The sequence below is a fragment of the Salipiger abyssi genome (assembly GCF_017311415.1).
Taxonomy (GTDB): domain Bacteria; phylum Pseudomonadota; class Alphaproteobacteria; order Rhodobacterales; family Rhodobacteraceae; genus Salipiger; species Salipiger abyssi_A.
In genome coordinates this window covers 44,305-65,756 of record NZ_JAEKIS010000001.1, presented here as the reverse complement: position 1 = coordinate 65,756, position 21,452 = coordinate 44,305, and the positions used below count along the sequence as shown (strand labels likewise).

The 21,452-nt window shown below is 61.5% G+C and carries 21 protein-coding genes and 2 pseudogenes; 8 read left to right on the top strand and 15 right to left on the bottom strand.

Annotated elements, in window-relative coordinates:
* Positions 1-119 precede the first annotated feature (119 nt).
* From I6N89_RS25730 to I6N89_RS00345, 3 genes are all read right to left on the bottom strand, one after another.
* The gene (locus I6N89_RS25730; RefSeq protein ID WP_076625008.1) at positions 120-515 is read right to left on the bottom strand and encodes a J domain-containing protein; all 396 of its coding nucleotides are present in this window, start codon (positions 513-515) and stop codon (positions 120-122) included.
* A gap of 130 nt (positions 516-645) precedes the next feature.
* Entirely contained in the window at positions 646-2,025 is a 1,380-nt protein-coding gene (locus I6N89_RS00350) for a Do family serine endopeptidase (protein WP_076625009.1), read from the bottom strand.
* The gene (locus I6N89_RS00345; protein WP_076625010.1) at positions 2,019-2,360 is read right to left on the bottom strand and encodes an Hsp20/alpha crystallin family protein; all 342 of its coding nucleotides are present in this window, start codon (positions 2,358-2,360) and stop codon (positions 2,019-2,021) included. The genes I6N89_RS00350 and I6N89_RS00345 overlap by 7 nt, the downstream gene beginning before the upstream one ends.
* Positions 2,361-2,436: 76 nt before the next feature.
* Between I6N89_RS00345 and I6N89_RS00340 the strand changes: the two genes are divergently transcribed.
* Entirely contained in the window at positions 2,437-2,652 is a 216-nt protein-coding gene (locus I6N89_RS00340) for a hypothetical protein (protein ID WP_128549259.1), read from the top strand.
* A 153-nt stretch (positions 2,653-2,805) separates the two neighbouring features.
* Here I6N89_RS00340 and I6N89_RS00335 read toward each other — a convergent pair.
* Positions 2,806-2,946, bottom strand: a pseudogene (locus I6N89_RS00335) (IS3 family transposase); the annotation flags it as partial.
* 180 nt (positions 2,947-3,126) lie between these two features.
* On the opposite strand from I6N89_RS00335, the gene I6N89_RS00330 reads away from it, so the two are divergent.
* Positions 3,127-3,483: a hypothetical protein gene (locus I6N89_RS00330; RefSeq protein WP_076625011.1), complete on the top strand. Its 357-nt coding sequence runs from the start codon at positions 3,127-3,129 to the stop codon at positions 3,481-3,483.
* Here I6N89_RS00330 and I6N89_RS00325 read toward each other — a convergent pair.
* The 5 genes and pseudogenes from I6N89_RS00325 to I6N89_RS00305 form a co-directional block, all read right to left on the bottom strand.
* Positions 3,470-4,401: pseudogene (locus I6N89_RS00325) on the bottom strand (IS1595 family transposase). The gene I6N89_RS00330 and the pseudogene I6N89_RS00325 overlap by 14 nt on opposite strands.
* Positions 4,402-4,957: 556 nt before the next feature.
* Complete coding sequence (locus I6N89_RS00320; protein WP_076625012.1) at positions 4,958-5,320, bottom strand: SPW repeat domain-containing protein; 363 nt, start codon at positions 5,318-5,320, stop codon at positions 4,958-4,960.
* A 30-nt stretch (positions 5,321-5,350) separates the two neighbouring features.
* Positions 5,351-5,590 carry a DNA-directed RNA polymerase subunit omega gene (gene rpoZ, locus I6N89_RS00315; protein ID WP_076625013.1) on the bottom strand — a complete coding sequence of 80 codons (240 nt, stop codon included), beginning with the start codon at positions 5,588-5,590 and terminating at the stop codon, positions 5,351-5,353.
* The gene (locus I6N89_RS00310; RefSeq protein ID WP_128549258.1) at positions 5,587-6,318 is read right to left on the bottom strand and encodes an NADH dehydrogenase ubiquinone Fe-S protein 4; all 732 of its coding nucleotides are present in this window, start codon (positions 6,316-6,318) and stop codon (positions 5,587-5,589) included. Before I6N89_RS00310 ends, rpoZ begins: the two co-directional genes overlap by 4 nt.
* Before the next feature lie 80 nt (positions 6,319-6,398).
* Positions 6,399-6,896 (bottom strand): Hsp20 family protein, encoded by a 498-nt coding sequence (locus I6N89_RS00305; protein ID WP_028092955.1) that lies wholly within the window; start codon positions 6,894-6,896, stop codon positions 6,399-6,401.
* 211 nt (positions 6,897-7,107) lie between these two features.
* On the opposite strand from I6N89_RS00305, the gene I6N89_RS00300 reads away from it, so the two are divergent.
* Positions 7,108-7,332 carry a hypothetical protein gene (locus I6N89_RS00300; RefSeq protein ID WP_073033773.1) on the top strand — a complete coding sequence of 75 codons (225 nt, stop codon included), beginning with the start codon at positions 7,108-7,110 and terminating at the stop codon, positions 7,330-7,332.
* A gap of 42 nt (positions 7,333-7,374) precedes the next feature.
* Here I6N89_RS00300 and I6N89_RS00295 read toward each other — a convergent pair whose 3' ends face one another.
* Complete coding sequence (locus I6N89_RS00295) at positions 7,375-9,579, bottom strand: amylo-alpha-1,6-glucosidase (protein ID WP_207016279.1); 2,205 nt, start codon at positions 9,577-9,579, stop codon at positions 7,375-7,377.
* A 17-nt stretch (positions 9,580-9,596) separates the two neighbouring features.
* Entirely contained in the window at positions 9,597-10,697 is a 1,101-nt protein-coding gene (locus tag I6N89_RS00290) for a glycosyltransferase family 4 protein (protein WP_076625015.1), read from the bottom strand.
* 368 nt (positions 10,698-11,065) lie between these two features.
* On the opposite strand from I6N89_RS00290, the gene I6N89_RS00285 reads away from it, so the two are divergent.
* Positions 11,066-12,058 carry an IS30 family transposase gene (locus I6N89_RS00285; protein ID WP_207016278.1) on the top strand — a complete coding sequence of 331 codons (993 nt, stop codon included), beginning with the start codon at positions 11,066-11,068 and terminating at the stop codon, positions 12,056-12,058.
* Between the two features lie 52 nt (positions 12,059-12,110).
* Here the strand turns inward: I6N89_RS00285 and I6N89_RS00280 are convergent, their stop codons facing one another.
* The 4 genes from I6N89_RS00280 to ftsH form a co-directional block, all read right to left on the bottom strand.
* Complete coding sequence (locus I6N89_RS00280; RefSeq protein WP_093412377.1) at positions 12,111-13,256, bottom strand: cation:proton antiporter; 1,146 nt, start codon at positions 13,254-13,256, stop codon at positions 12,111-12,113.
* Entirely contained in the window at positions 13,256-13,837 is a 582-nt protein-coding gene (locus I6N89_RS00275; RefSeq protein ID WP_179949495.1) for an NADH dehydrogenase ubiquinone Fe-S protein 4, read from the bottom strand. Before I6N89_RS00275 ends, I6N89_RS00280 begins: the two co-directional genes overlap by 1 nt.
* Before the next feature lie 62 nt (positions 13,838-13,899).
* Complete coding sequence (locus I6N89_RS00270) at positions 13,900-16,680, bottom strand: ATP-dependent Clp protease ATP-binding subunit (RefSeq protein WP_076625018.1); 2,781 nt, start codon at positions 16,678-16,680, stop codon at positions 13,900-13,902.
* Between the two features lie 52 nt (positions 16,681-16,732).
* Positions 16,733-18,565: an ATP-dependent zinc metalloprotease FtsH gene (ftsH, locus tag I6N89_RS00265; RefSeq protein WP_076625019.1), complete on the bottom strand. Its 1,833-nt coding sequence runs from the start codon at positions 18,563-18,565 to the stop codon at positions 16,733-16,735.
* A 187-nt stretch (positions 18,566-18,752) separates the two neighbouring features.
* Between ftsH and I6N89_RS00260 the strand changes: the two genes are divergently transcribed.
* The 4 genes from I6N89_RS00260 (at position 18,753) to I6N89_RS00245 (ending at position 21,327) form a co-directional block, all read left to right on the top strand.
* Positions 18,753-19,688 carry a zinc metalloprotease HtpX gene (locus I6N89_RS00260; RefSeq protein WP_076625020.1) on the top strand — a complete coding sequence of 312 codons (936 nt, stop codon included), beginning with the start codon at positions 18,753-18,755 and terminating at the stop codon, positions 19,686-19,688.
* A gap of 264 nt (positions 19,689-19,952) precedes the next feature.
* The gene (locus tag I6N89_RS00255) at positions 19,953-20,381 is read left to right on the top strand and encodes an Hsp20/alpha crystallin family protein (RefSeq protein ID WP_073033766.1); all 429 of its coding nucleotides are present in this window, start codon (positions 19,953-19,955) and stop codon (positions 20,379-20,381) included.
* Between the two features lie 15 nt (positions 20,382-20,396).
* Complete coding sequence (locus I6N89_RS00250) at positions 20,397-20,795, top strand: Hsp20/alpha crystallin family protein (protein ID WP_076625021.1); 399 nt, start codon at positions 20,397-20,399, stop codon at positions 20,793-20,795.
* Positions 20,796-20,835: 40 nt separating this feature from the next.
* Entirely contained in the window at positions 20,836-21,327 is a 492-nt protein-coding gene (locus I6N89_RS00245; RefSeq protein ID WP_028092946.1) for an Hsp20/alpha crystallin family protein, read from the top strand.
* The last annotated feature ends 125 nt before the right edge of the window (positions 21,328-21,452 follow it).

The following is a 21,452-nucleotide window of genomic DNA, read 5'->3' as shown; positions in this document are numbered from 1 at the left end:
GTTCTAAAGTTTCATAGTTTGGAGAGCCTCGTCACTCCGAGAGGGCCAACTGCCGTCAATTAAAGAATTATTGGGCGCGCTCGCGGATCGACCGGAAACCCCGTTTACAAGTTTACTTCTCAAGCTTCGAGAGGCAACGCGAACGATCGCTGCCGAGTTGCATCACCGCGTGCATGGACCACTCGGTTGAACCCACCCTGGCGTGGACCGCCGGTACGGTCGCCGAAGCCGGGGCCGGGGTCGTAGCGGCGGCCAGCATCCTGTCCGGCATAGTGATGGTAGTACTGACGTGCAGGGCGTTCCTGGCCGCTGGCGTCAATCTCTCCTACATCGAAGCGACGGCGCTTGTCGCGATTGCCAAGCAGATCGTAAGCCGCCGAGACGGCCATGAAGCGCTCCTGCTTCACAGCGTCATCGGGATGCAACTCCTTCGCGAGTTTACGATAAGCCTTCTTGATCTCGGCCTGGGGTGCGCTCTTTGGCACACCTAGGACTATGTATGGGTCGATACTCATTTTGTTTCGCTTTCAATCACCTGGCCATGTCGCAACACAAGCTAGGCGGGTGATTGCCAAAAGGCCTGTGGCATCGCCAGAGAGCCAAGTTCAGCGACCCGGGCGCGCCAAGGAAATCCAGATCGACGGGTCATGATCTGAGCACAATCAACAGGGTCCGACCATCACGCCAGACGGTCAGCGCCACCGCGTTTGGCGCGTCCGCGAGTACGCGGTCGATGTCGCGAATAGACCCAACCGTTTGACGATTGACCGCCGTGATGACGTCCCCTGCTTCCAGACCGGCCTGCGCGGCACGGCTTCCCGGCGCAATCTCCGAGACGACAACGCCGTCTGCGTCGCCCCAGGCCGGATGGTGACGATCGAGCGGCGCGAGGTGAACTCCCGCCAACGCATCAGACGTGCCACGATCGCGCTCTGCCAAGCGGGGGCCTCCACCATCTGCGAGTGCCACCTGCGTCACCAGGCGGTCGCCATCTCGAACATAGGTGATTTCGACCTCATCGCCGGGTCGGTGCAAGCCGATCCTCTGGCGCAAATCAGCGGATCCGTCGACACCCTCGCCGTCAACCGCGACAATGACGTCTCCGGGGATAAGACCTGCGTCGTCCGCAGGTGTCCCCGGCTCGACCGAGCTAACGATGGCGCCTGCCTCGGCGTCGGCACCAAGCGCTTCAGCCAGATCAGGCGTTAGGTCTTGGATCATCACGCCAAGCCGACCGCGCTGGACTTCGCCGAACTCGACCAGCTGATCCATGACGGCCAGTGCCATATTGATGGGCACTGCAAAGCCGATCCCGACATTGCCTCCGCCATTAGGCGCGATAATGGCCGTGTTGATACCAACGAGATTTCCATCGAGGGTGATCAGCGCTCCGCCGGAGTTTCCCGGGTTGATCGAGGCGTCGGTCTGGATGAAGTCTTCATAGCCTTCGGGATTGATCCCCGACCGTCCAAGCGCAGAGACGATGCCGCTTGTCACGGTCTGGCCAAGACCGAAAGGATTACCGATCGCCACAACGAAATCCCCCACGAGAAGGGTTTCGGAATCGCCGAGTGGGACTTCTGTCAAGTTATTCGCGTCGATCCTTAATACAGCGATATCTGTGGCCGGATCACGGCCGATCAACTCGGCTTCGATGGTCCGGTTATCGCGCAGTGTGACGCGGATCTCATCTCCGTTTTCGACGACGTGGTTGTTCGTCAGGATGTATCCCTCACCTGCATCGACGATCACGCCGGAGCCGGCGCTCATTTGCCGCTGCGGTGGCAGTTGCTCGAGCGGCGGCAGGAAGGGCTGGAAGTACGGATCGCGAAAAAGCGGCGTCATCTGGGCGGGTCGCTCAGAGACAACCGCGATGTTGACGACGGCGTCGTCCACGGCGTCTATCAGCGGCGCGATGGTCGGGATGCCGCGTTCATCAGGCTCAACCGCTGCGATTTGCGCAACCGCCGGCCGCGCGACAACACAAATCGAAAGGACGAAAAGAAAAGTCAGACGGCTCAGCATGGTTCATCTCCTTTGCAACAGGGCAGCCGGATCCCGCAGGTGAATTTCCCAAAACGGCGTTCATTGCGATGCCAGCGCGCGGTGTCCGGCACCTCCGGCCCCTCGCGCTCGCCCGAGATCGTTAGAACGTTGTCCTTGACCGAAATATCGATGTCGGACGGGTCGATACCTGGGAGTGCCGCCGTTACAGCAACGGCATCGTCGCCTTGACAGACATTCACCCCTGGAAAGACGGATTGATCAGAGTTCGTCGGGATAAACCGGTTCACGTCGCGCAGCATAGAACGCATCATCCCAAAGGGATCGCTGCGACGTGTGTAGGTGGGGTAGTACATTTCTCGCCTCCACATTTCGCCAATTCAAACGTGCGACAAACTTAGCATGTATTTGAGGCGCCCGAGGAGGTCGGACATGTCTAAAGGTTCGCCGATCAAGCGGCGTTCGATGTCATTCGGGTTTCCGTTCCGCTCCCAAAATGCGGAGTGGACGGTGGCCTGCTGTCAGAGCCGAACCTTTATGCGTATCCTTGAAACCCCATCTGGGCGTCTCACTGCTGATGATGAGAGGTCAACCCTGTTTTTCAAGAATGCATTTGTACATTTTTTTATCGACGTGAAACCCATCTAGCAGGACTCATAGCCAGTAGATGACCGTAGCTGCTAGAGCGATGGCCGATAGGAAGACCTTGGGGCACCGGTCGTAGCGCGCGGCGAATAACGACCTGCTGCTGAAATCGATGGGTAATCCCCCATTTTCACGGGGGCTGGGTCGTAGAATTTGCGCGGCCATTCTCAGTTTCTGGGCAGGTGTCATCCCGCCGTTGCCAATGTTCGGGCGATCATTGTTGTAGGACCAGAGCCATTCGGTGGCAATCTGCTGCACCTCGTCGATGGTTTCGAAGATATGGAGGTCCAGCAATTCGGTCTTAGGTAGCAGATGCACCAAGTTGCCGGATGGACCGGAACGGCGGCGTAGAGTGCAATCGGGGACATGAGTGACCCCCTGATCGTCCAGACACTGAAGTAGAAGCGCGCGGAGATCCTTGGGCAAATCAAGGCGTATGAGGCGCAGATAGCGCATGCCAAGCACGACCTCGCCCATGTGAACGCGACCATTGAGCTGTTCGCGGCCCCAGAGCGCCAGCGAGCGCGCTACATCGTGAGCCACGGGTTCTTCAAGAAGGGCGAGATCGCCGAGATCTGCGTGCATCACCTCGGCGATGGCGTGGAAATGACGACGCGGGAGCTGGCCGAACGGGTGATGATCGAGCGCGATCTCGAGATCACGGACACGGCGCTGCGGAACTCCGTGGTGTTCAAGGTTGTCCAGGCGCTGCGCCATGCCAAGCGCCGCAAGCTTGTGCGCATGGTGGAGAAGCGACAAGGCTTGTGCGTCTGGGCAGCTGGCGACGCTGTCACGCTGCGCGTCGTTGCCAGTAGCCCTTTCAGGCTCGACTGACCGGCGCGGCCAGTGCTCCTCTGATCAGGCGATCCGCCAGGGTTCCGTTGCTTTCGACCGGTGGTCCTCAAGCCAGGCGGCGTGGGCGGCATAGGCATCGAGATAACGTCCCTCGACCTGGAGATGTTGGCCGCCAATCATGCGCCTGAGCCGCGAGAAGAAGCTCTAGGCCAGATTGGTGTGCGCGCCATCGCGGCTGTAGGCCTCGGAATGGTTGATCCGGCGCATGTCAAAGTCGGGATCGAGCAGGTCCCAGTGGGCAACCTCGTCGGCGGAGACGACGCTTCCGGGCGCGATCCTCTCTCGGGCGAAGTCCACGCCCTCGGGCTCCCGAAGGAAGGTCCGCCTCAGTGTCCGGCCGCCGCGTTGGCGCAAGACGACCACCACGCGGCGCTTGCCGCAGCGATTGGCCAGACGCCGCCGGTCGATCCGCTGCTCGCGCAGGTTGGCTGGTCGGACGTGGCCTCCGAACACTGCCCCATCGACTTCGACCTCGCCTTCGAGACAGGTCTCCCGCGTCTCCGCTGTCATGGCCTCGCGAAGCTTGTGCATGAGCACAAACGCTGTCTTGTGCTGCACATCCAGATCCCGCGAGAGCTGCACCGCTGACAGGCCCTTCGAGGCGTTCACGAACAGGCATATCGCGCCGAGCAGGTCGACGAACGCCAGTTTGCGCGAGGCGAAGATGGTGCCGGACGTCACGCTGAACTGGCGGTGGCATGCCGCGCATTTGAAGCGTCGGCGGGTCTTCAGGTCATAGATGTCGAGGCATCCGCAGACCGGGCACACGGGTGCGCCCTTCGTCTCCGGCCAACGCAGGCGGCAGAACCGTCGATATGCAGCCTCTTCACCTTCGGATTAGATCGCCTTCAGCGAGAGAGTCCGTGCAGCCGCCGAGAGCAGGAAATGCTGAGCCATGATCGCCTCGCCACATAGCGCTTGTTCACATTATGTTCTCATGCGCCGACTGCGGCAAGCGTTTTGGTGCATCTGCTACCTAAGACCGCAGCCATTCATGCCGGACCGTGCGGTTGTAGCGCTCGATGTAGGCGTGCTGCTGCGGCTTTGGCAGCCGCAATCTTTTGCGTGTGATGCTGACGAAGGGTCATATACTCCTCGCGTTGTCGGTCGGTGATGAAACGGCCGGGCATCCGATCCTCTTCTTGGTCGTCGAAGACCGGACCACCCTGACCGCCGTCGCCGCCAACCGCACGGGGTAAACCCGCGCGAGATTTTGGGGGAAAATACACCCGAGCTACGCCCGGCTTCCGCTTCCCCCAAAATCACCACCTGCAATGTCGCGCTGTTTCACCAGCGGTATCGCTGCACACTATCGCGGGTTATTTGTAGATTATCAGAAACTTGAATAAACGCTAATGGCAGCGAATTTCATCACCTTTTCAGAAAGTTCCTGAGACTTTGTCTGTGGCAGATTCAAGATATTGCCGGCCCAGTCTCGGGGCCGGCAATCTTACTAGGCGGTCAGCGCTGAACTTCCACCGTCGTCCTTCCATCGGCGCCAAGCTGGGAATGCAAGTGCGATCAGGCCGAGCGCCAGGTGGGCGAGCGAGACTGCTAAGGTGAAACCGTCAATAAGCACCCATGGACTAATGGCCGCCCAAATACCTGTTACCACTCGCGCCCAGTCAAGCCCTTCATGCGGTCGCCAAAGTGCAATCGCGGAAAGCACTACGATCAGTCCGCCCGTCAGTAGGGCGCTCCAGAAGGCAATATCGGTCAACGTGACGACGAAGGGCAACCCAGCGAGGGCGAGGCCCGCGAGAAGGCTGATGCCGTCGCCAAGCTTGTCATAGTTCGTGGTCCAAGTCTTGTTCATGGTGTGACCTCCTTTCTGTCAACCAAGGTTTCAATGCGGCCGAGCCAGTCGCCTGCACGCCGGCGCAGGCAAGAAAGGACGTAATTCCTCCTGCGAAATCGCGCCGGTCGCGATTTCTTCCAAGGCAACCTCTTCGGTAGCTTGCCGTTGAGGTTCGACCCGCGGTTCCGCCCCGGCCTTCAGCGCCCGGCTGCGGGCGCTCGCGGCGAGGACCAGAGCGAAACGATCGGGCACCGCCTGCTGGGCATCAATTGCAACGAAGGGATTCATGCCGCCCTCCCTTTCTCAACGGACGTATACATGCCGTCGGCGGCCACCGCCGCTTCAAGCGCCAACAGCGCTCGTTCAACCTCGGCAAGCTGCGATTCACGTTGGTTTTCCGGCATGCCTTCGGTGCTGGCGACATCCTGAAGATACTCTGTGTAGGCCCAGTTCATCAGGATAGAACGGCGAGCCTCCAACGACAGGCTGGCGTCCGAAGCAACCTCAATGGGAGGACGCCCATCATCGCCGCCTTTCGGATCGCCCCGCCGTTTGGCGCCGGCCATCGCGTCGCGATAGGTTTGCCGCATCTCCGACAGGCCGAGCCGAGAAAGCGTGGCATCGGACCACAGCCCGGACTGCCTGTCCCGTGCCCGGGCGGCACCGCGCGCGGCTTCGCCTGCCGGCAGATGCACCTCGTAAGCCACCCCCAGACGCTTTGCATGGCGAATAGCAGCTTCCAGCGTCGGAAAGCTCAGGTCTATCTGCTGGATCGTGTCGTCCCCACCCGTCCAGCCCATCAAAGGCTCGAGCCAAGGACCGGTCCGGCGCGGAAAGCTCATCTTCCAGCCCTGCGTGCCCGCGCGCCCCGAGGTCATCGCCGATTTCGACGGCTTCCAGATCCGGGCGACCGCATCGTCTGGCAGAGAAGAGTCCCAGTCGGGTCGCGAACCGGCCAGGCTCGGAATGGGTGAGGCATGTGATTGTGCTGTGAAATCTCCACTGATCAAGTTCACTACTTACCCTCCAGATTTCGGGAACGGCGTCCGACCGCCAAGAAAGCGGCCGGAGCATTCCATCCTGGGCCCGAGGTGCTTCAGGCCGCGACAGGTTCCGGCTCACGAGCCGTCTCGAGCTGCCTGGTCTCGAGACCTTCGGTCGCCTCAGGAGACGCGATCTCGATCCGACGCGGCTTGAGTTCCTCGGGGACCTCGCGCTTCAGCTGGACAGTCAGCAGGCCGTTCGACAAGGTGGCCTCTTCGACCCGGACGTGATCAGCCAGTTCGAACCGACGTTCAAACGACCGACCGGCGATGCCGCGATAGAGATAGCTGGCACCGTCGTCACCATCGGGAGTCTCCTTGTGGCCCGACACGATCAGCATGTTCTTGTCCTGGGTCAGGGTCAGATCGTCTTCGGCAAAGCCCGCCACCGCCATGTCGATGCGATAGTCGTCCTCGCCGGTCTTGACGATGTCGTAGGGCGGCCAGTTGTCGAGCGTTTCCACCCGACGGGCAGCCTCAAGTGCGTCGAGCATACGGTCGAAACCGATACTCGAACGGAACAGAGGTGCAAAATCAAGTCTCGTTGCCATAGCCATATCCTCCTTTGAGCAACATGGGTACAGACGTCGGAAGCACCGCAGGAACGGCGTCCCGCCTTGTCACCGATCCCCATCTGGGCGATCAGCATAAATTGATTTGGAACAGCACCTTACGGTTTCAAGAGGGTGCTCAAAACTTTTTTCTGCGAACAGAAATCCTATATTTCACGCACTTCCTTGTAGCATTCGAAAGGAGGAGATCATGACCGAGAACGACGTGAAGAGCATCTTGGGTCCCGGCACGGATCCTACACTTCTGTCTGATATTCTGCGCACCGGCGCTGACGCCTCCGAGCTTGCCCGTGCCAAGGCCTGGGTCGAGGCGGATGAAGCGCAGGTCGATGCCCATAGCCCCTTCCCATCGGGCCGGGTCGCCCGGTTGGTAGAATTGCTCGAAGCCGATCAGGAAGAAGACGATCTGCTGTAACAGAAATTGGGCTGGCGCAGAAGATGGCGCCAGCCCGTCCCTTCAGGTGGTCACGATCACCCGAACCGGTCCGTCGCGACGCAGAACATCGGCAACCACGTGGGTGCCCGACCTGCGTAGAGCCACATCGACGGATCCACCATCAAGGCGCAGATTGCGCAGGACGACCTCTCCCAGAAACTCCGGAAGGATCGGTTGCTCGAAGATCACCTGACGCGCCTCAGCATCGAAGCGTAGCCCGAGACAGGCTTGAAGCAGCAACAACGGCGCTCCCGCCGCCCAGGCCTGCGGCGTACAGGCCACCGGGTAGAAGGTCGGCCCTTGCGTCTCGCGGCGCGGAAAACCGCAGAACAGCTCCGGCAACCGTCTCAGATCGATATAGGTGGCGGCGGAGAAGATGCCCTCGAATATACGCGCGGCCTGTTCACGGAACCCGTAGCGCGCCAGCCCCGCCCCGATCAGCGCATTGTCATGGGGCCAGACCGAGCCGTTGTGATAGCTCATCGGATTGTACCGTGCCTGACCCGCGGCAATGGTCCGCACTCCCCATCCGCAGAAAGACGTCGGCCCCATCAGGGTATGAATGACCGTTACGGCGCGCTCTTCCGGGACGATTCCCGTCCAGAGCAGATGGCCCGCGTTCGAACTGCGTACTCGGCAGGGCCGTTTGTCACCATCGAGGGCGAGCACATAGGTCCCAAGCTCATCGTCCCAGAACGCCGCGTCGAAACGGGACTTGAGTTCCGAGGCCTTACGCGCCTGCTCTTGCGCGATCCCGTCATGACCGAGTTCCCGTGCGATCTCGGCCGCGGCCAGCCGGGCGGCATAGACGTAGCCCTGCACTTCGCAAAGCGCGATCGGCCCCTTGGCCAGCGTCCCATCGGCGTGAAACACCGCGTCATGACTGTCCTTCCACCCCTGGTTGGCGAGCCCCTTGTCGCTGCGCCTCCCGTATTCCACGAAACCGTCGCCGTCCCGATCGCCATAGGTCTCGATCCAATCGAGCGCCGCACGGACATGCGGCCAGAGTGTTTCCAGCACCTCCCGATTGCCGGTGCGCTCGAAATACGCCCCGGCGAGCATCACGAACAGCGGTGTCGAATCCACGCTGCCGTAATAGCGCCGGAACGGAACTTCGCCGGTTTCCGCCATTTCGCCATAACGCACTTCATGAAGGATCTTGCCTGGCTCGGCATCAGTATGCGGATCGAATTCCGTCGCCTGGTTGGCAGCAAGATGCAGCAAAACGCCCCGCGCGACCGCCGGGTCGAGCCAGAGCATTTCCCGGGCGGTGATCAGAGCATCGCGACCGAACACGGTGCTGAACCAGGGCACGCCCGCATAGGGATAGGGCCCCTCCTCCGTATCGGTCATGAGCATGTAGAGGTCCGAGACCGAACGGCGCATGGTCTCATTGAAAATCTCGTTGGAGCTTTGCACCGTGGCTGCGCGGGAAGAGGAACGTCTGAGTGCGCGGCGCGCGTCCCGCAAGGAGCGGAAAAACAGGCGCGACGGAGGATCCTCGGCCCCATTCGCGTCGCAGCCGATCTCGATAAAGAGCGAACGCGTTTCGCCGGGGGCGAGGCTCAGACGATAGACGGCTTTCCCCGGCTCAAGCTGCGCAGGCGCAGGATCGAAACGCAGAGCGGTGCTACGTGGATTGTGGTCGAGCCCCCGGTACGACAAGAGTACGTGCGAGCCATCCACCTCCGGCAAGAGCGACGTTCCCCGGCGGGCCCGTACCCGGCCACGGACCTCAAAAATATCCGCAAAATCGGCCTCAAAGGCGATTTCCAAGGTAACTTCATGTGCGACCTCGTCAAAATTGCGTACCGCCAGCCGCTCATAACAGGTGCCTTGCCAGAGAAACCGCGTCCGGCGCATGTGGATGCGATCATGCGCAATCAGACAGCGACCGGTTTCGTCATTAAGATCGGGATTCGTCAGATCGCAGGTCAGCGTGGCGTTATCGTCGCGCAATGTGGACGAGAGCAGCATGGGCCGCTCTCCCCCGATGGTCAGATAGTAATGCGAGAGATACCTGGTGTCGCGATGGAACAGGCCCTCGGGGCTGCCCGGCCCCGAGAGCACATCGCCATTGTGATCGAACACGGCGAAGGTATCGCCGTGCTTCAGGGTTCGTGGCCGCCGTTCCTGCAAGGAGGCTGCCGCCGGGATGAAGAATTGCGCCGGCGGCGCGACCAGTTGCGACGCACGTAAGCCCGTTTGTTGCAGCGCCTCGGTCATCTTATTCTCCTTCGCTCTCATTCCGCTGCATGCAGGACCTGAGCCCCTTGGCCCCCGAGCATATGCGGGAGCGGCATCGTAACAGCGTCGACGCCCGGCAACCCACGATAGATTTCGACATAGTCGCGCGCCATGCGGTCCGCAGTGAAGCGTTCTTCGAACGTCTCGCGCACGATTCGTCTGCTGATTCGGTTCAGTTTCCCCACAGCTGCGACGGCATCTTCCAGAGAACTCACTACATAGCCAGTCAGCCCAGGCTCTACGATCTCCGGCACGGAGCCATTCGCCCATGCGATCACCGGCGTGCCGCAAGCCATAGCTTCGATCATCACGAGACCGAAAGGTTCAGGCCAGTCGACAGGGAACAACAGCGCCCGCGCGTTCCCGAGAAACTCGGCTTTTTGTTCTTCGTTAATTTCCCCAATGAACTCGACATTGTCATGGGCATCGACCATCGGTGCTATGATCTCGTCCCAATACTTGCGATCCGCCTCGCCGATCTTAGCAGCAATTTTCAATGGCATCCCCGCTCGCACCGCTATCTCGATGGCGCGGTCCGGCCGTTTCTCCGGCGAAATCCGTCCGAGAAAAGCAAGATAGTCGCCGTTCGGGCGTTCGGTGAAGGGCAGCAGAGTCTTGGGAAGTCCGTGATAGACGGTCCCTGCCCAGTTCACGAAGGGCAGCGGACGGCGCTGGTCGTCCGAGATCGAAACGAGCGGATAGTTCGGGAAGGTCGCATAGAAGGGACGAAGATCAGGCCCGTCGAGCCGGCCGTGCATGGTCGTCACCATGCGATCGGCGAATGCGCGCGCCATGGGATAATGCAGGAAGTCGATGTGAAAATGCAGCACGTCGAATTCATCGGCCCGCAAGCGGACTTCCTCCAGCATGGCGACATGCCACGGCAGCGAGTTCTTCACGTTCGGATCGAGCCGGAGCGCTTCCTTGCTGCACGGGACCAGGTGGGCCTTGGTCCGGCTGTCGCCGCTGGCGAACAGCGTGACTTCATGGCCCTGCCTGACCAGTTCCTCGGTGAGATAGGAGACGATCCTTTCTGTTCCCCCATAGAGACGCGGCGGGCAACTTTCTTCCAGCGGTGCGATCTGTGCGATCTTCATCGGCAAAACCTCCTCTTCTGAGCGAAGCCTCAACAATGGACGCGAGAAGGTCGTCTACGATCACCCCGCCTGGGCATGACCGCCGGATGTGGCATCTCGAATTCGGACAGTCGTGATACAAGATCACTGCCATCCGCCGGACCATCGTGCCGGAACGCGAGATGGCCTTGCCCGGCAAAACCTCCTGCGCAAAACAGCGATGTCAGATAGCAGGGAACCCCTGCAAAAAGTTCAGTTAGAAATCGGCTTTGGAGTTTCAACCCCTACGATGCCCGAAAATATTATGCGAAGCAGGCAACTGCTGAGGCACATTCTAAACTGGGTTGCGACAAATCCTCTATCCTTTTGGAAATTCGAGGAGAACGGACATGGCGCACATGGAGTTGAATCTGCGAGAAAGACGTACGATCGAGGATATGCTGAACGCGAAGGTGCCGGTCAGTGAGATCGCGACTGAGATCGGGAGGCATCGCTCAACCGTCTACCGCGAGATCAGGCGCAACGCCTTCAAAGACGATGAGCTGAGTTATCTGAATGGCTACTACGGGATGGTCGCCCAGAGAACAGCGACACAGCGGCGCGCGCGACGCCGGAAACTCATCCGACTTGATGCACTGCGCAAGCATGTGATCGAACGGCTGAAGGACGGCTGGACGCCGGAACAAATCGCCGGGCGGCTCGGGTATGACGGCCAGCCCTCACGTGTCAGTCACGAGACGATCTACGCCTATGTCTACAGCAAGGAAGGCCAGTCTGATCGGCTGGCACGCTACCTTCCTGGCCGACGCAAGAAGCGCAGACCACGTCACTCAAGGCGCCCAAGAGGACAGGTCTTCCCGCCGGACCGATCGATCCATCAACGCCCCGAACACGTCAAGACACGAGACGCATTCGGGGATTGGGAAGGCGATCTGATGATCTTCGAGCGCAGCACCGGCACGATGAACGTCGCCTCGCTCGTTGAGCGGAAGACCCGGTTCGCCGTTCTATTCCGCAACAATGATCGCAGCTCCACCCACTTCATGGATGCACTGATGAACGTGCTGGAACCCCTGCCCCAGCCTGCCAGGACGTCCATCACATTCGACCGGGGTTTTGAGTTCAGGGACTGGCGGAAACTGCAATCCGGCATCGGAACTGAGAGTTGGTTCTGCGATCCGCAGGCGCCCTGGCAGAAAGGATCAGTAGAGAACCTGAACAAACGCGCCAGGCGTTACCTGCCACGCGACACCCAGCTCGCGGCGCTCTCAAATCTCGATATGAAGGCGATTTGCGACCGCCTGAACGGCACACCAAGAAAATGTCTCGGCTGGCGAACACCAAAGGAAGCATTCAGGGACGAGATCATGAAACTGAGATAGGGGCCAAAGTCGCAACGTCCCTTGAGTCACCATGAGTGTGCGTCGGTCGCATTTACGCTGCGCGACGAACCACAACCGCTCCAATCAGCATACTCAGCCCCAACGCGAGGAACAGAGGCTCGGCGACCTTGGCTTGCAACAGGCCGGAGGCAGTCGTGACAGAGATGAGCATCAAGCTGAATTCGCCGCCATGGGCCAGGATGGCGCCCGCGCGAAGCGCAGTCTCGAGCTGTTCTCCGAACATGCGGGTCAGGGCAACAACAAGCGCGAGTTTCACCACCATGAGCACAAAAAGCCATGCCAACACCGTTGGCCATGTCGACCAAACCGCACCTATATGGAGTTGAGTTCCGATACCGATGAAGAACACCCCGACGAACAAATCCCGGAACGGCCTGATTTCCCGTTCGACAAATTGGCGAGCGTCGCACTCGGCGATCATCATGCCGGCAGTGAATGCACCGAGCGCCGGCGAAAGACCCGCACCCTGCGCAATAATGGCCGCGAGCAAGGCTACGGTCAGGGCTAGAAGCTGTGCGAGTTCAGCCTCGCCCTGGGTTGCGACCCATCCGGCAAGCCGCTGAAGCATTGACCGGGCGATGAAGAGCGCCCCGACGAGCACGCCCATGCCCCCAACCATCTTCAGGACGTCGTGCGCGCTTCCCACGGCTCCGGCTGCGGCGATGACATCGTGAAACGCCAGAAAGCCGACGGCCGCCAGATCCTGAAACAGCAGAACAGCGATCGCGACCCGTCCCTGAGGCGTTCCGAGCGCATCGCCGCCCGCCAGGACCTTGAGGCAAAGCGCGGTCGACGACATCGCGACCGCGCCAGCGATCAGAACCGCCGCCGCCGGCGCGATCTCGGTAAAGACGAGGAGCCCTACGGTGACTAACCCTCCGACTACGAGCACCTGTGCCAGACCGAGCCCGAAGATCAGTCGCCGGAGCGACACGAGCTTGTCGAGGGAGAATTCCAGACCAAGCGCAAAGAGAAGCAGGATCACCCCGACCTCACCGATAAGCGTCAGTGTTGCACCCTCCGCGATGAGCCCCAGACCCGACGGCCCGATCACAATGCCGGACAGCAGGAAACCGACCAGTGCGGGGATGCCAAGCCGTGCGCAGATTGCGACATGGCAAAAAGCCATCATGGCGAGCAACGCGGCGGCCTCCAACAGCCCCTGGTCGGCGTGCATCAACGTCGCCCGCTTCCATAGACAGTCGCCCCGATCCACGCCGGTGGGTCGGACGCGGGGAAGGACTCAGCACTCGCTTCACTGACCGGGTCTGCAGCCGTCGCGAGTTCCGCTGAGAGATCACGAACGCTGGCCGCGTCGATGCCTCGGTGAAGCCGGTGCCCGGAACTCGGTCGGTGGCCTGTCTCGATGCGATGGGCGCCAGGAGCATCGGCTCCCTTGCTGGTTGGCACGGTTTCCCACCAGAAGCGGCGCGGTGGCACGGATCGACGTTTGTCCGGCTCGTGGCGCACGATATACTGCCAGTCGTTTCGTTCCGCGAAGGCGATGGCGCTGTCGAGATCAGGGAATGTCAGGCGGATCGGACGATAGGGATCTTCGGTTGCAGTCCAGCCCATAAGAGGCTCGATGACCGGCGCCCGGGCCGGCTCAAACTCGAGTATCCAATGCTGCCGCCTGATTGGAGCGGAGGTGTGGGACGAGCGAGCTGGCCTGTAGATCAACGCTGTCGGCACGTCTGGAGATGTCAGGTCAGTTCCGGGGATCTTCGGCCGAAATGGGGGGCGGTTATGTCCTTTCATCATGATTTACCTCTCTTCGGATTGCGGCACCGGCGGCGCTACCGTCGCCGGTGCACGGGCCGTCATTCGGCGGCAGGCTCGGTCTCTTCGCTATCGCTATTGCCCGGCTCGCCGAGGGCCTCGGTTTCTCCTGCGCTCTCCAGCTTTTGGAACGTGATCTTCTGATCATCCGCGGTCCAGGCGACGCGCACCTTGTCCCCGTCCTCGATCCGGCCCGAAAGCATCTCGCGGGCGAGCTCGGTCTCCAGCTCCGACCGGATTAGCCGTCGCAACTCGCGGGCGCCGAACTCTGGCCGGAAACCCACCGCTCCGAAATGCTCCGCAACGCTTCCGTCATAGTCGAGCTCGACGCCCTGGGTCATCGCCGTGCGGGCGACGCGGGCCAGCTGCAGCTCGACGATCTGCCGGATTTCCGACTGGTTCAGAGAATGGAAGACGATGATTTCGTCGATCCGGTTGATGAACTCGGGCCGGAAATGAACGCGCAGAACGTCCATCAGTTCGGCCTTCTGCCCGGCCTCGTCGAACTCCTTGGTTCCGCGCTTGCGAAGGTTGCGCTGGATGATGTCGGAACCGAGGTTCGACGTGGCGATGATGATAGTGTTGGTGAAATCCACCACGCGGCCCTTGCCATCGGTCAGGCGGCCATCGTCGAAGACCTGCAGCAGGATGTTATAGACATCCGCATGCGCCTTCTCGATCTCGTCGAGCAGCACGACAGAATAGGGCCGGCGCCGGACCCGTTCCGTCAACTGGCCGCCCTCGTCGTAACCGACATAGCCCGGCGGGGCGCCAACCAGCCGCGCGACCGCGTGACGTTCGCCATATTCGGACATGTCGATGCGGATCATCGCATCCTGATCACCGAAGATCGTCTCCGCCAGAGTCTTGGCCAGCTCGGTCTTGCCAACGCCGGTCGGGCCGAGGAACAGGAAGGTCGCGGTCGGGCCGGAGCCCTCGCGCAGCCCGGCGCGCGCCAGTCGCACGGCGTCGGCAACGGCATGGATGGCCTCTTCCTGGCCGATTACCCGCTCATGCAACTTGTCCTCGAGTTTCAGCAGCTTTTCGCGCTCTTCTGTCGTCAGTTCGCTCACCGGCACGCCGGTCAGTTTCGAGACGATCTGCGCCACGTGATCGGCGCGCACTTCAGCCGTCGCAGAGGCCCGGTCGCGCTTCCAGGTTTCCATCAACTCGTCAAGCTCGACCTGTTTCGTTTCAAGCTCTTTCTTGAGTTCAGCAGCACGGTCGAACTGCTTCCTCCCCGCGGCGTAGTCCTGCTCGCGCCGGATCTGGGCGACCTCAGCCTCGAGCTCCTGGACATCGACGGGACGCGCGGTAGCGCTGATCTTCACGCGCGCGGCAGCCTGGTCGATCAGGTCGATGGCCTTATCGGGCATGAAGCGGCCGGTGACGTAGCGGTCGGAAAGCTCGGCCGCCGCGACGATGGCCTCGTCGGTGATCGTCACCTTGTGGTGGCTTTCCAGCGTGTCGCGCAGGCCCCGCAGGATCATGATCGTCTGCGCCACCGTCGGCTCATCGACATAGACCGGCTGGAAGCGGCGCTCCAGCGCGGCGTCCTTCTCGATGTATTTCTGGTACTCGTTCAGGGTGGTCGCGCCGATCAGGTTCAGCTCGCCGCGGGCCAGCGCCGGCTTGAACGTATTGGCGATGTCGAGCCCGCCTTCGCCGCCGCCCTGTCCGGCTCCGACGATGGTGTGGATCTCGTCGATGAACAGGATCATGTCGGCCTTGTTGGCCTCGATCTCCTTGAGGATCTTCTGGACCCGCTCCTCGAACTCACCGCGATATTTCGATCCGGCCACCATCGAGTTGATGTTGAGTTCGACCAGCCGTTTGTCGCGCAGCGCCTCGGGCACCTCGCCCGCGACGATGCGCTGCGCCAGCCCCTCGATGATCGCGGTCTTGCCGACACCCGGTTCGCCGATCAGCACCGGGTTGTTCTTCTTGCGCCGCGCCAGAACCTCGATCGTCGTTTCGATTTCACGCGCCCGGCCGATCACCGGGTCGAGCCTGCCCTCGCGCGCCAGCTTGGTCAAATCGCGGCTATATTCATCCAGATCAGGCGTGCTCGACGGGGTTTCGACACGGCCTTCCTCGGCCCCCTGACCGACGACCTTCGTCACCTGCTGGCGTAGCGCCTGCGGCGTCAGGCCCAGCCGGTTCAAGATGCTCGACGCCACGCCCTCCCCCTCTTCGGCGAGACCGATCAGAAGGTGTTCGGGGCCGACATAGGAATGGCCCAGCTCGTTCGAGGCGATGAAGGCGCGGTTCAGCGCATCCTTCACCCGCGGGCTGACGCCGATCTCACGGTCCTCCCCCGTTGCGTCGCCCTTCTTCGCTTCGCTCTCGATCTGGCGGCGCAGATCGTCGGCGTCGATCTTGACCTGCCCCAGCACCGTGCGGACAACATCCGAGCCGGTCAGCGCCAGCAGAAGGTGTTCCGTATCAACCTCGGTCCGGCCGAATTCATGCGCCTTCTGGCCCGCCTCCTGCAAAAGCCGGTTGGCCTGTTCGCTCAGGCGGTCAGCGATATTGATGCCGCCGCGCCGCGCGGTGCGCCCCGCCTGTCGGATCGGGACGGGTTGCCCCTGATCTTCGCCAAACCGATCGAAAAGGCCACCGGCATCGCCAAAGAATTCATCGAAGAGCGAGCGCCCTCCGAAAAGCGATTCCAGTGGCGATGCGCTACGCCCCTGCCGTCGGGCGATCCTGCGGTAGTCCTCGTCGCAAAGCTCCATCACCTTGCGTTCACCGTTGACAGAGACCTGCGCACGAAAGCTGGCAGGTCGGGATTTGCAGATATCACAGATGCCGTTTGCCATTTTTCACCTCCGTCATGCTCCCAGCCGGAACGTCCGGACTGGGTCTCTATATTCAGGCCGCCTCGACCTCCTGAGTGCGGACCTTTTCTGCGATGGCCCGAAGGTCGGGCTCGTCCAGCGTCTCGCGGTCGAGCAGATCGCGGGACGTTTCCTCCAGCAGCGCCCGGTTCGCGTCGAGAAGCGCGACCGTACGTGCGAAGATGTCGTCGATGATCGCCTTGACAGCGGTATCCATCCGCTCGGCCGTTGCCTCGCTGTGGCGGCGGTTGAGCCAGGCGGATTGATCCCCCGTGCCAAGGAAGCCGGGCCGCTCGGTGTCATAGCTGACATGGCCCAGATCGGGGTCCATGCCGTAGCGCGCGACCATGCCCCTGGCGATGTCGGTTGCCTTCACCAGGTCGTCGGCGGCACCGGTCGAAAGGTGATCGTATATGACCTTCTCGGCCGCACGCCCGCCCAGAAGAACGGCGATCTTGTTCTCCAGTTCCTCGCGGGTCATCAGGAAGCGGTCTTCGGTCGGGCGCTGGATCGTATAGCCGAGCGCACCGATCCCGCGCGGGATGATCGAGACCTTGTGCACCGGATCGACCGCCGGCAGCGCCATCGCGACCAGCGCGTGCCCCATTTCGTGATGCGCCACGATTTCCCGCTCGCGCGCGTTCAGAACACGATTGCGCTTTTCCAGCCCGGCGACGATACGCTCTACCGCGTTGTTGAAGTCTTCCATGGTCACCGCATCGGCCTTTCGGCGGGTTGCCAATAGCGCCGCCTCATTGACCAGATTTGCCAGGTCCGCTCCGGAAAAGCCCGGGGTCAGCGCGGCGACCTTCTCGGCATCCACATCCGGTGCGAGCGTCACCTTCTTCATGTGTACCCCGAGGATCTGGATGCGGCCCTTCTTGTCGGGCTTGTCCACCAGCACCTGCCGGTCGAAGCGCCCGGCCCTGAGCAGCGCCGGGTCCAGGATTTCCGGCCGGTTGGTGGCCGCCAGCAGCACGATCCCCGACGACGGGTCGAACCCGTCCAGCTCAGTGAGAAGCTGGTTCAGCGTCTGCTCACGCTCGTCATGCCCGCCGGCCATCTGACCGGAGGCGCGGGCGCGACCAAGCGCGTCGAGCTCGTCAATGAAGATGATCGCGGGTGCGTTCTTGCGGGCCTGCTCGAACAGATCGCGCACCCTTGCGGCGCCGACGCCCACGAACATCTCGACGAATTCAGAGCCGGAGATCGAGAAGAAGGTCACGCCCGCCTCGCCCGCCACGGCCCGCGCCAGAAGCGTCTTGCCGGTACCCGGCGGGCCGACCAGCAGGATACCTTTCGGGATCCGCGCGCCGAGCTTGCCGTATTCCTCGGGCGTCTTCAGGAAATCGACCACTTCCTCCAGCTCGGCCTTGGCCTCGTCGACCCCGGCCACATCGGCAAAACTGACGCCGGTTTCCTTCTCCATGTAGACCTTGGCCTTGCTCTTGCCGACCTGCAGGAAGCCGCCAAAACCCTGACGCTCGGCGAACTTGCGAAAGACGAACATCCAGAGACCGAAGAAGACCACTGCCGGCACCACCCAGGAGAGAAGCGCCCCGATCCAGGTGTTTTGCGGAATGCCGGTGATCTCGACATCCGCGTCGTCCAGCCGTTCAAGAATGGCGGGATCGACGATCGTGGTGACGAAGCCCGAGCGCCCGTCGATGGGAGCTCCGAAAGTACCGGTGATCGTATCGGACCCGACCGCAACCGAAGCGATGTCGCCGTCGGCTAGATACTGTTCGAATTGGCTATAGCTGATCGGCGCGGTGCTGCGGTAGCTGGCGATCAGATCCTGAATAAAGATCACCGCAAAAAATGCGACGATCCAGTACCAGATATTAAATTCGGTTCTCTTTTCCATCCCCTTATCTCCTCGGCGCCAACCCGTAGAGATGTTGCTGGTTTATCACACCCGGCCAGATTGGTATTGCTTGAGCCGAGTTCAAGAGGGATCCGACATGAAGATCGAAGCTGGCAACGATGCCCAAAATTCTTACATCCCGTGGTGTGCCACTTCCCGTTAGCTGCAAGTGAAGTTTATTGCGATCATGACTGCAACGCCGCGCCACCAATTCCTGAACCTGCTTCAATCCATCCTGCTTTTGGCGGGTATGGCGGTTATCGCCTGGTTCATCGTTTCGGCGATTGCGGGACAGGGCTTGGCGATTCCGATCGTCATCGGATCCTTGCTGGGATTGCTGCTGTCACCCGGCATCCCGAAACGCCTGTTGCTGAACGCCTACGGCGCACGCAGGCTCAGCGGGCGGGAATTTCCAGAGGGCATGGCGATACTGGCCGAACTCGCACGCCGCGCCGGGCTGCCGCGTGTACCGGAACTCTACTATGTACCGAGCCAGATACCGAACGCCTTCGCTATGGGCTCTCCGGATGAAAGCGCCGTCTGCGTCAGCGATGGTCTTCTGCGATTGATGAACCAGCGCGAACTGGCCGGGGTCCTGGCGCACGAGGTCGCTCACATCGCCAACCGCGATCTCTGGATCATGGGTCTGGCCGACGCGATGTCGCGCGCGGTGTCGCTCGCGTCCTGGGTTGGGCAACTCATCCTGCTGCTGAACCTGCCGCTAATCCTGGCCGGCGCGGCTTATGTGCCCTGGCAGGTACCACTTGTCCTGATCTTTTCACCCACGATCATGGCCCTTCTTCAGCTCGCGCTGTCGCGGGCCCGGGAATACGATGCCGACAGGGGCGGCGCCGAGCTGACCGGCGATCCCGATGGCCTCGCTTCGGCCCTCCTCAAGCTGGAACGCCGCATCGGGCGGGTCTGGGAAGAGATGTTCCTGCCCGGCCGCCGCATCCCCGAACCCTCGATCCTGCGCACGCACCCGCCCACCGCCGATCGAGTCCGGCGACTGCGTGCACTTTCCGGACCCCGCCGACCGGTCCCACCGTCCGTTCCCCTGAACGCACCGCGGGCTGTGCGCGTCTCCACGCCGCGTTACGGGCCCTGGGGCGTCTATCGATGAGTACTTTTTTGCGCTGAGGCCTTGAAGTTGCAAACAAGCAACACTTTATCCGCAGCGGAACGCCCAGTTGGGGTTTCACGGATACGCGACAGGTTCGGCTGATTCAGCGGACCGCCTGACGTTCGCCTGAGAGGAACGCATGGCAGACGCAAACGCACCAGACCGCCGCCGAAATGGCGAACCTTGAAGCATGTCCATTCTCCGCGGGCGTTCAGTGGCGTGGTGACAAATCCACGCCGTCAACTGAAACGACGGAGGCGAAACATGCTCTATCCCACCTACACACGTCGCAGCGATCCGTTTGCGCTGATGCGCTCGATGCTGCGCGATTTTGACAGGACCTCTCCTGGCCGCGTGACCCAGCCCGTTTTCCCCGCCGTGAACGTCTGGCAGGGCGACGAGGCAGTCGCGATCACGGCAGAACTCCCTGGCGTTGACCCGGCCGACATCGACATTTCCGTGAAGGAAAATGTCCTGACGCTCTCTGGCGAGCGCAAGGCGCCCGAAATTCCGGAAGGCGGCCGCTGGCACCGCAACGAACGCGGCTTTGGCAAGTTCGCTCGTTCGGTTCGGCTGCCGTTCGTGGCCGCAGAGGACAAGGTCGAGGCGCGGATGACCAACGGTGTGCTGCGCATCGTGATCGGCCGTCCCGAAGAGGACAAGCCGCGGAAAATCGAGATCAAGGCTGCGTAAGAGGAGGACCGATCCATGACCAACGATGTGACACATACTGCCGACAAGACCGCGGCCGAGACACCGGAAACCACCACCGGCCGTCGTATCTACAGGCCGCTGACCGACATCGTCGAAACGACTGACGGGGTGACGCTGATGCTCGAGATGCCGGGCGTCGCCGCCGAAGACGTGGATATCACGCTCGAAAAGCGCGTGTTGACGATCCGAGGTAAGGTCCATGCCACGCAGCCCGAGAAGCTGCAATTGGCCTATGCCGAATACGGCGAGGGCGATTTCGAGCGAGCCTTCACCATGTCCGACGACTTCGACCCCGACAAGATCGGCGCGCAGGTCTCGAACGGTGTGTTGACCCTGACGCTGCCGCGCGCAGCGGAAGCCCAACCCAAAAAGATCACGGTAACGGCTTCGTAAACCCGACATGTCGCACCCAAAAGAAGAAAGGAGAACTCACATGCAGATCAAGGACCTGATCCCTTGGGCGCGGAAGGATCATGCGCCCGACCCGAAAAGTGATGACCAGAACCCCATCGCCACCCTTCAACGCGACATGAACCGTGTGTTTGAAGGCTTCTGGAACCGCGTCGGCGATTTCGACTGGCCCTGGGGAGGCGGCGAGGCGAAATCCGACGTGGTCGAGACCGAAGATCACGTGGAGGTATCGATCGAACTGCCCGGGATGGAAATGAAGGACATCGAGGTCACCGTGACCGACGACATGCTGACCATCAAGGGCGAGAAGAAGATCGAGCGGCAGGAGGAGAAGAAGGGCTATTATCTCTCCGAACGCAGCTATGGCGCGATCTATCGCACGATCCCGCTACCGCCGGGAGTCGACGGTGAGAAGGCCGATGCCAGCTTCAAGAACGGCGTGCTGACGATCAAGCTGCCGCAGACCCCGGAGGCGCAGGCCAAGGTCAAGCGCATCGAGGTGAAAAACGCCTGATGCCAAGTGGCGTGCCGGCGGCACCGTGCTGTCGGCACGACGACCTACACTTCTCCAGTCTTGGACGGCTAAATCCAATCGGGAGAGAGCGATGCAGGTCCGGTTGGAACTTCAGGCAGTTGCCC

Bases quoted from the DNA above. Each gene is read 5' to 3' on its own strand.
- I6N89_RS25730 (WP_076625008.1), bottom strand. From the start codon at position 515: ATGAGTATCGACCCATACATAGTCCTAGGTGTGCCAAAGAGCGCACCC.
- I6N89_RS00350 (WP_076625009.1), bottom strand. From the start codon at position 2,025: ATGCTGAGCCGTCTGACTTTTCTTTTCGTCCTTTCGATTTGTGTTGTC.
- I6N89_RS00345 (WP_076625010.1), bottom strand. From the start codon at position 2,360: ATGTACTACCCCACCTACACACGTCGCAGCGATCCCTTTGGGATGATG.
- I6N89_RS00340 (WP_128549259.1), top strand. From the start codon at position 2,437: ATGTCTAAAGGTTCGCCGATCAAGCGGCGTTCGATGTCATTCGGGTTT.
- I6N89_RS00320 (WP_076625012.1), bottom strand. From the start codon at position 5,320: ATGAACAAGACTTGGACCACGAACTATGACAAGCTTGGCGACGGCATC.
- rpoZ (WP_076625013.1), bottom strand. From the start codon at position 5,590: ATGAATCCCTTCGTTGCAATTGATGCCCAGCAGGCGGTGCCCGATCGT.
- I6N89_RS00305 (WP_028092955.1), bottom strand. From the start codon at position 6,896: ATGGCAACGAGACTTGATTTTGCACCTCTGTTCCGTTCGAGTATCGGT.
- I6N89_RS00300 (WP_073033773.1), top strand. From the start codon at position 7,108: ATGACCGAGAACGACGTGAAGAGCATCTTGGGTCCCGGCACGGATCCT.
- I6N89_RS00295 (WP_207016279.1), bottom strand. From the start codon at position 9,579: ATGACCGAGGCGCTGCAACAAACGGGCTTACGTGCGTCGCAACTGGTC.
- I6N89_RS00290 (WP_076625015.1), bottom strand. From the start codon at position 10,697: ATGAAGATCGCACAGATCGCACCGCTGGAAGAAAGTTGCCCGCCGCGT.
- I6N89_RS00285 (WP_207016278.1), top strand. From the start codon at position 11,066: ATGGCGCACATGGAGTTGAATCTGCGAGAAAGACGTACGATCGAGGAT.
- I6N89_RS00280 (WP_093412377.1), bottom strand. From the start codon at position 13,256: ATGCACGCCGACCAGGGGCTGTTGGAGGCCGCCGCGTTGCTCGCCATG.
- I6N89_RS00275 (WP_179949495.1), bottom strand. From the start codon at position 13,837: ATGAAAGGACATAACCGCCCCCCATTTCGGCCGAAGATCCCCGGAACT.
- I6N89_RS00270 (WP_076625018.1), bottom strand. From the start codon at position 16,680: ATGGCAAACGGCATCTGTGATATCTGCAAATCCCGACCTGCCAGCTTT.
- ftsH (WP_076625019.1), bottom strand. From the start codon at position 18,565: ATGGAAAAGAGAACCGAATTTAATATCTGGTACTGGATCGTCGCATTT.
- I6N89_RS00260 (WP_076625020.1), top strand. From the start codon at position 18,753: ATGACTGCAACGCCGCGCCACCAATTCCTGAACCTGCTTCAATCCATC.
- I6N89_RS00255 (WP_073033766.1), top strand. From the start codon at position 19,953: ATGCTCTATCCCACCTACACACGTCGCAGCGATCCGTTTGCGCTGATG.
- I6N89_RS00250 (WP_076625021.1), top strand. From the start codon at position 20,397: ATGACCAACGATGTGACACATACTGCCGACAAGACCGCGGCCGAGACA.
- I6N89_RS00245 (WP_028092946.1), top strand. From the start codon at position 20,836: ATGCAGATCAAGGACCTGATCCCTTGGGCGCGGAAGGATCATGCGCCC.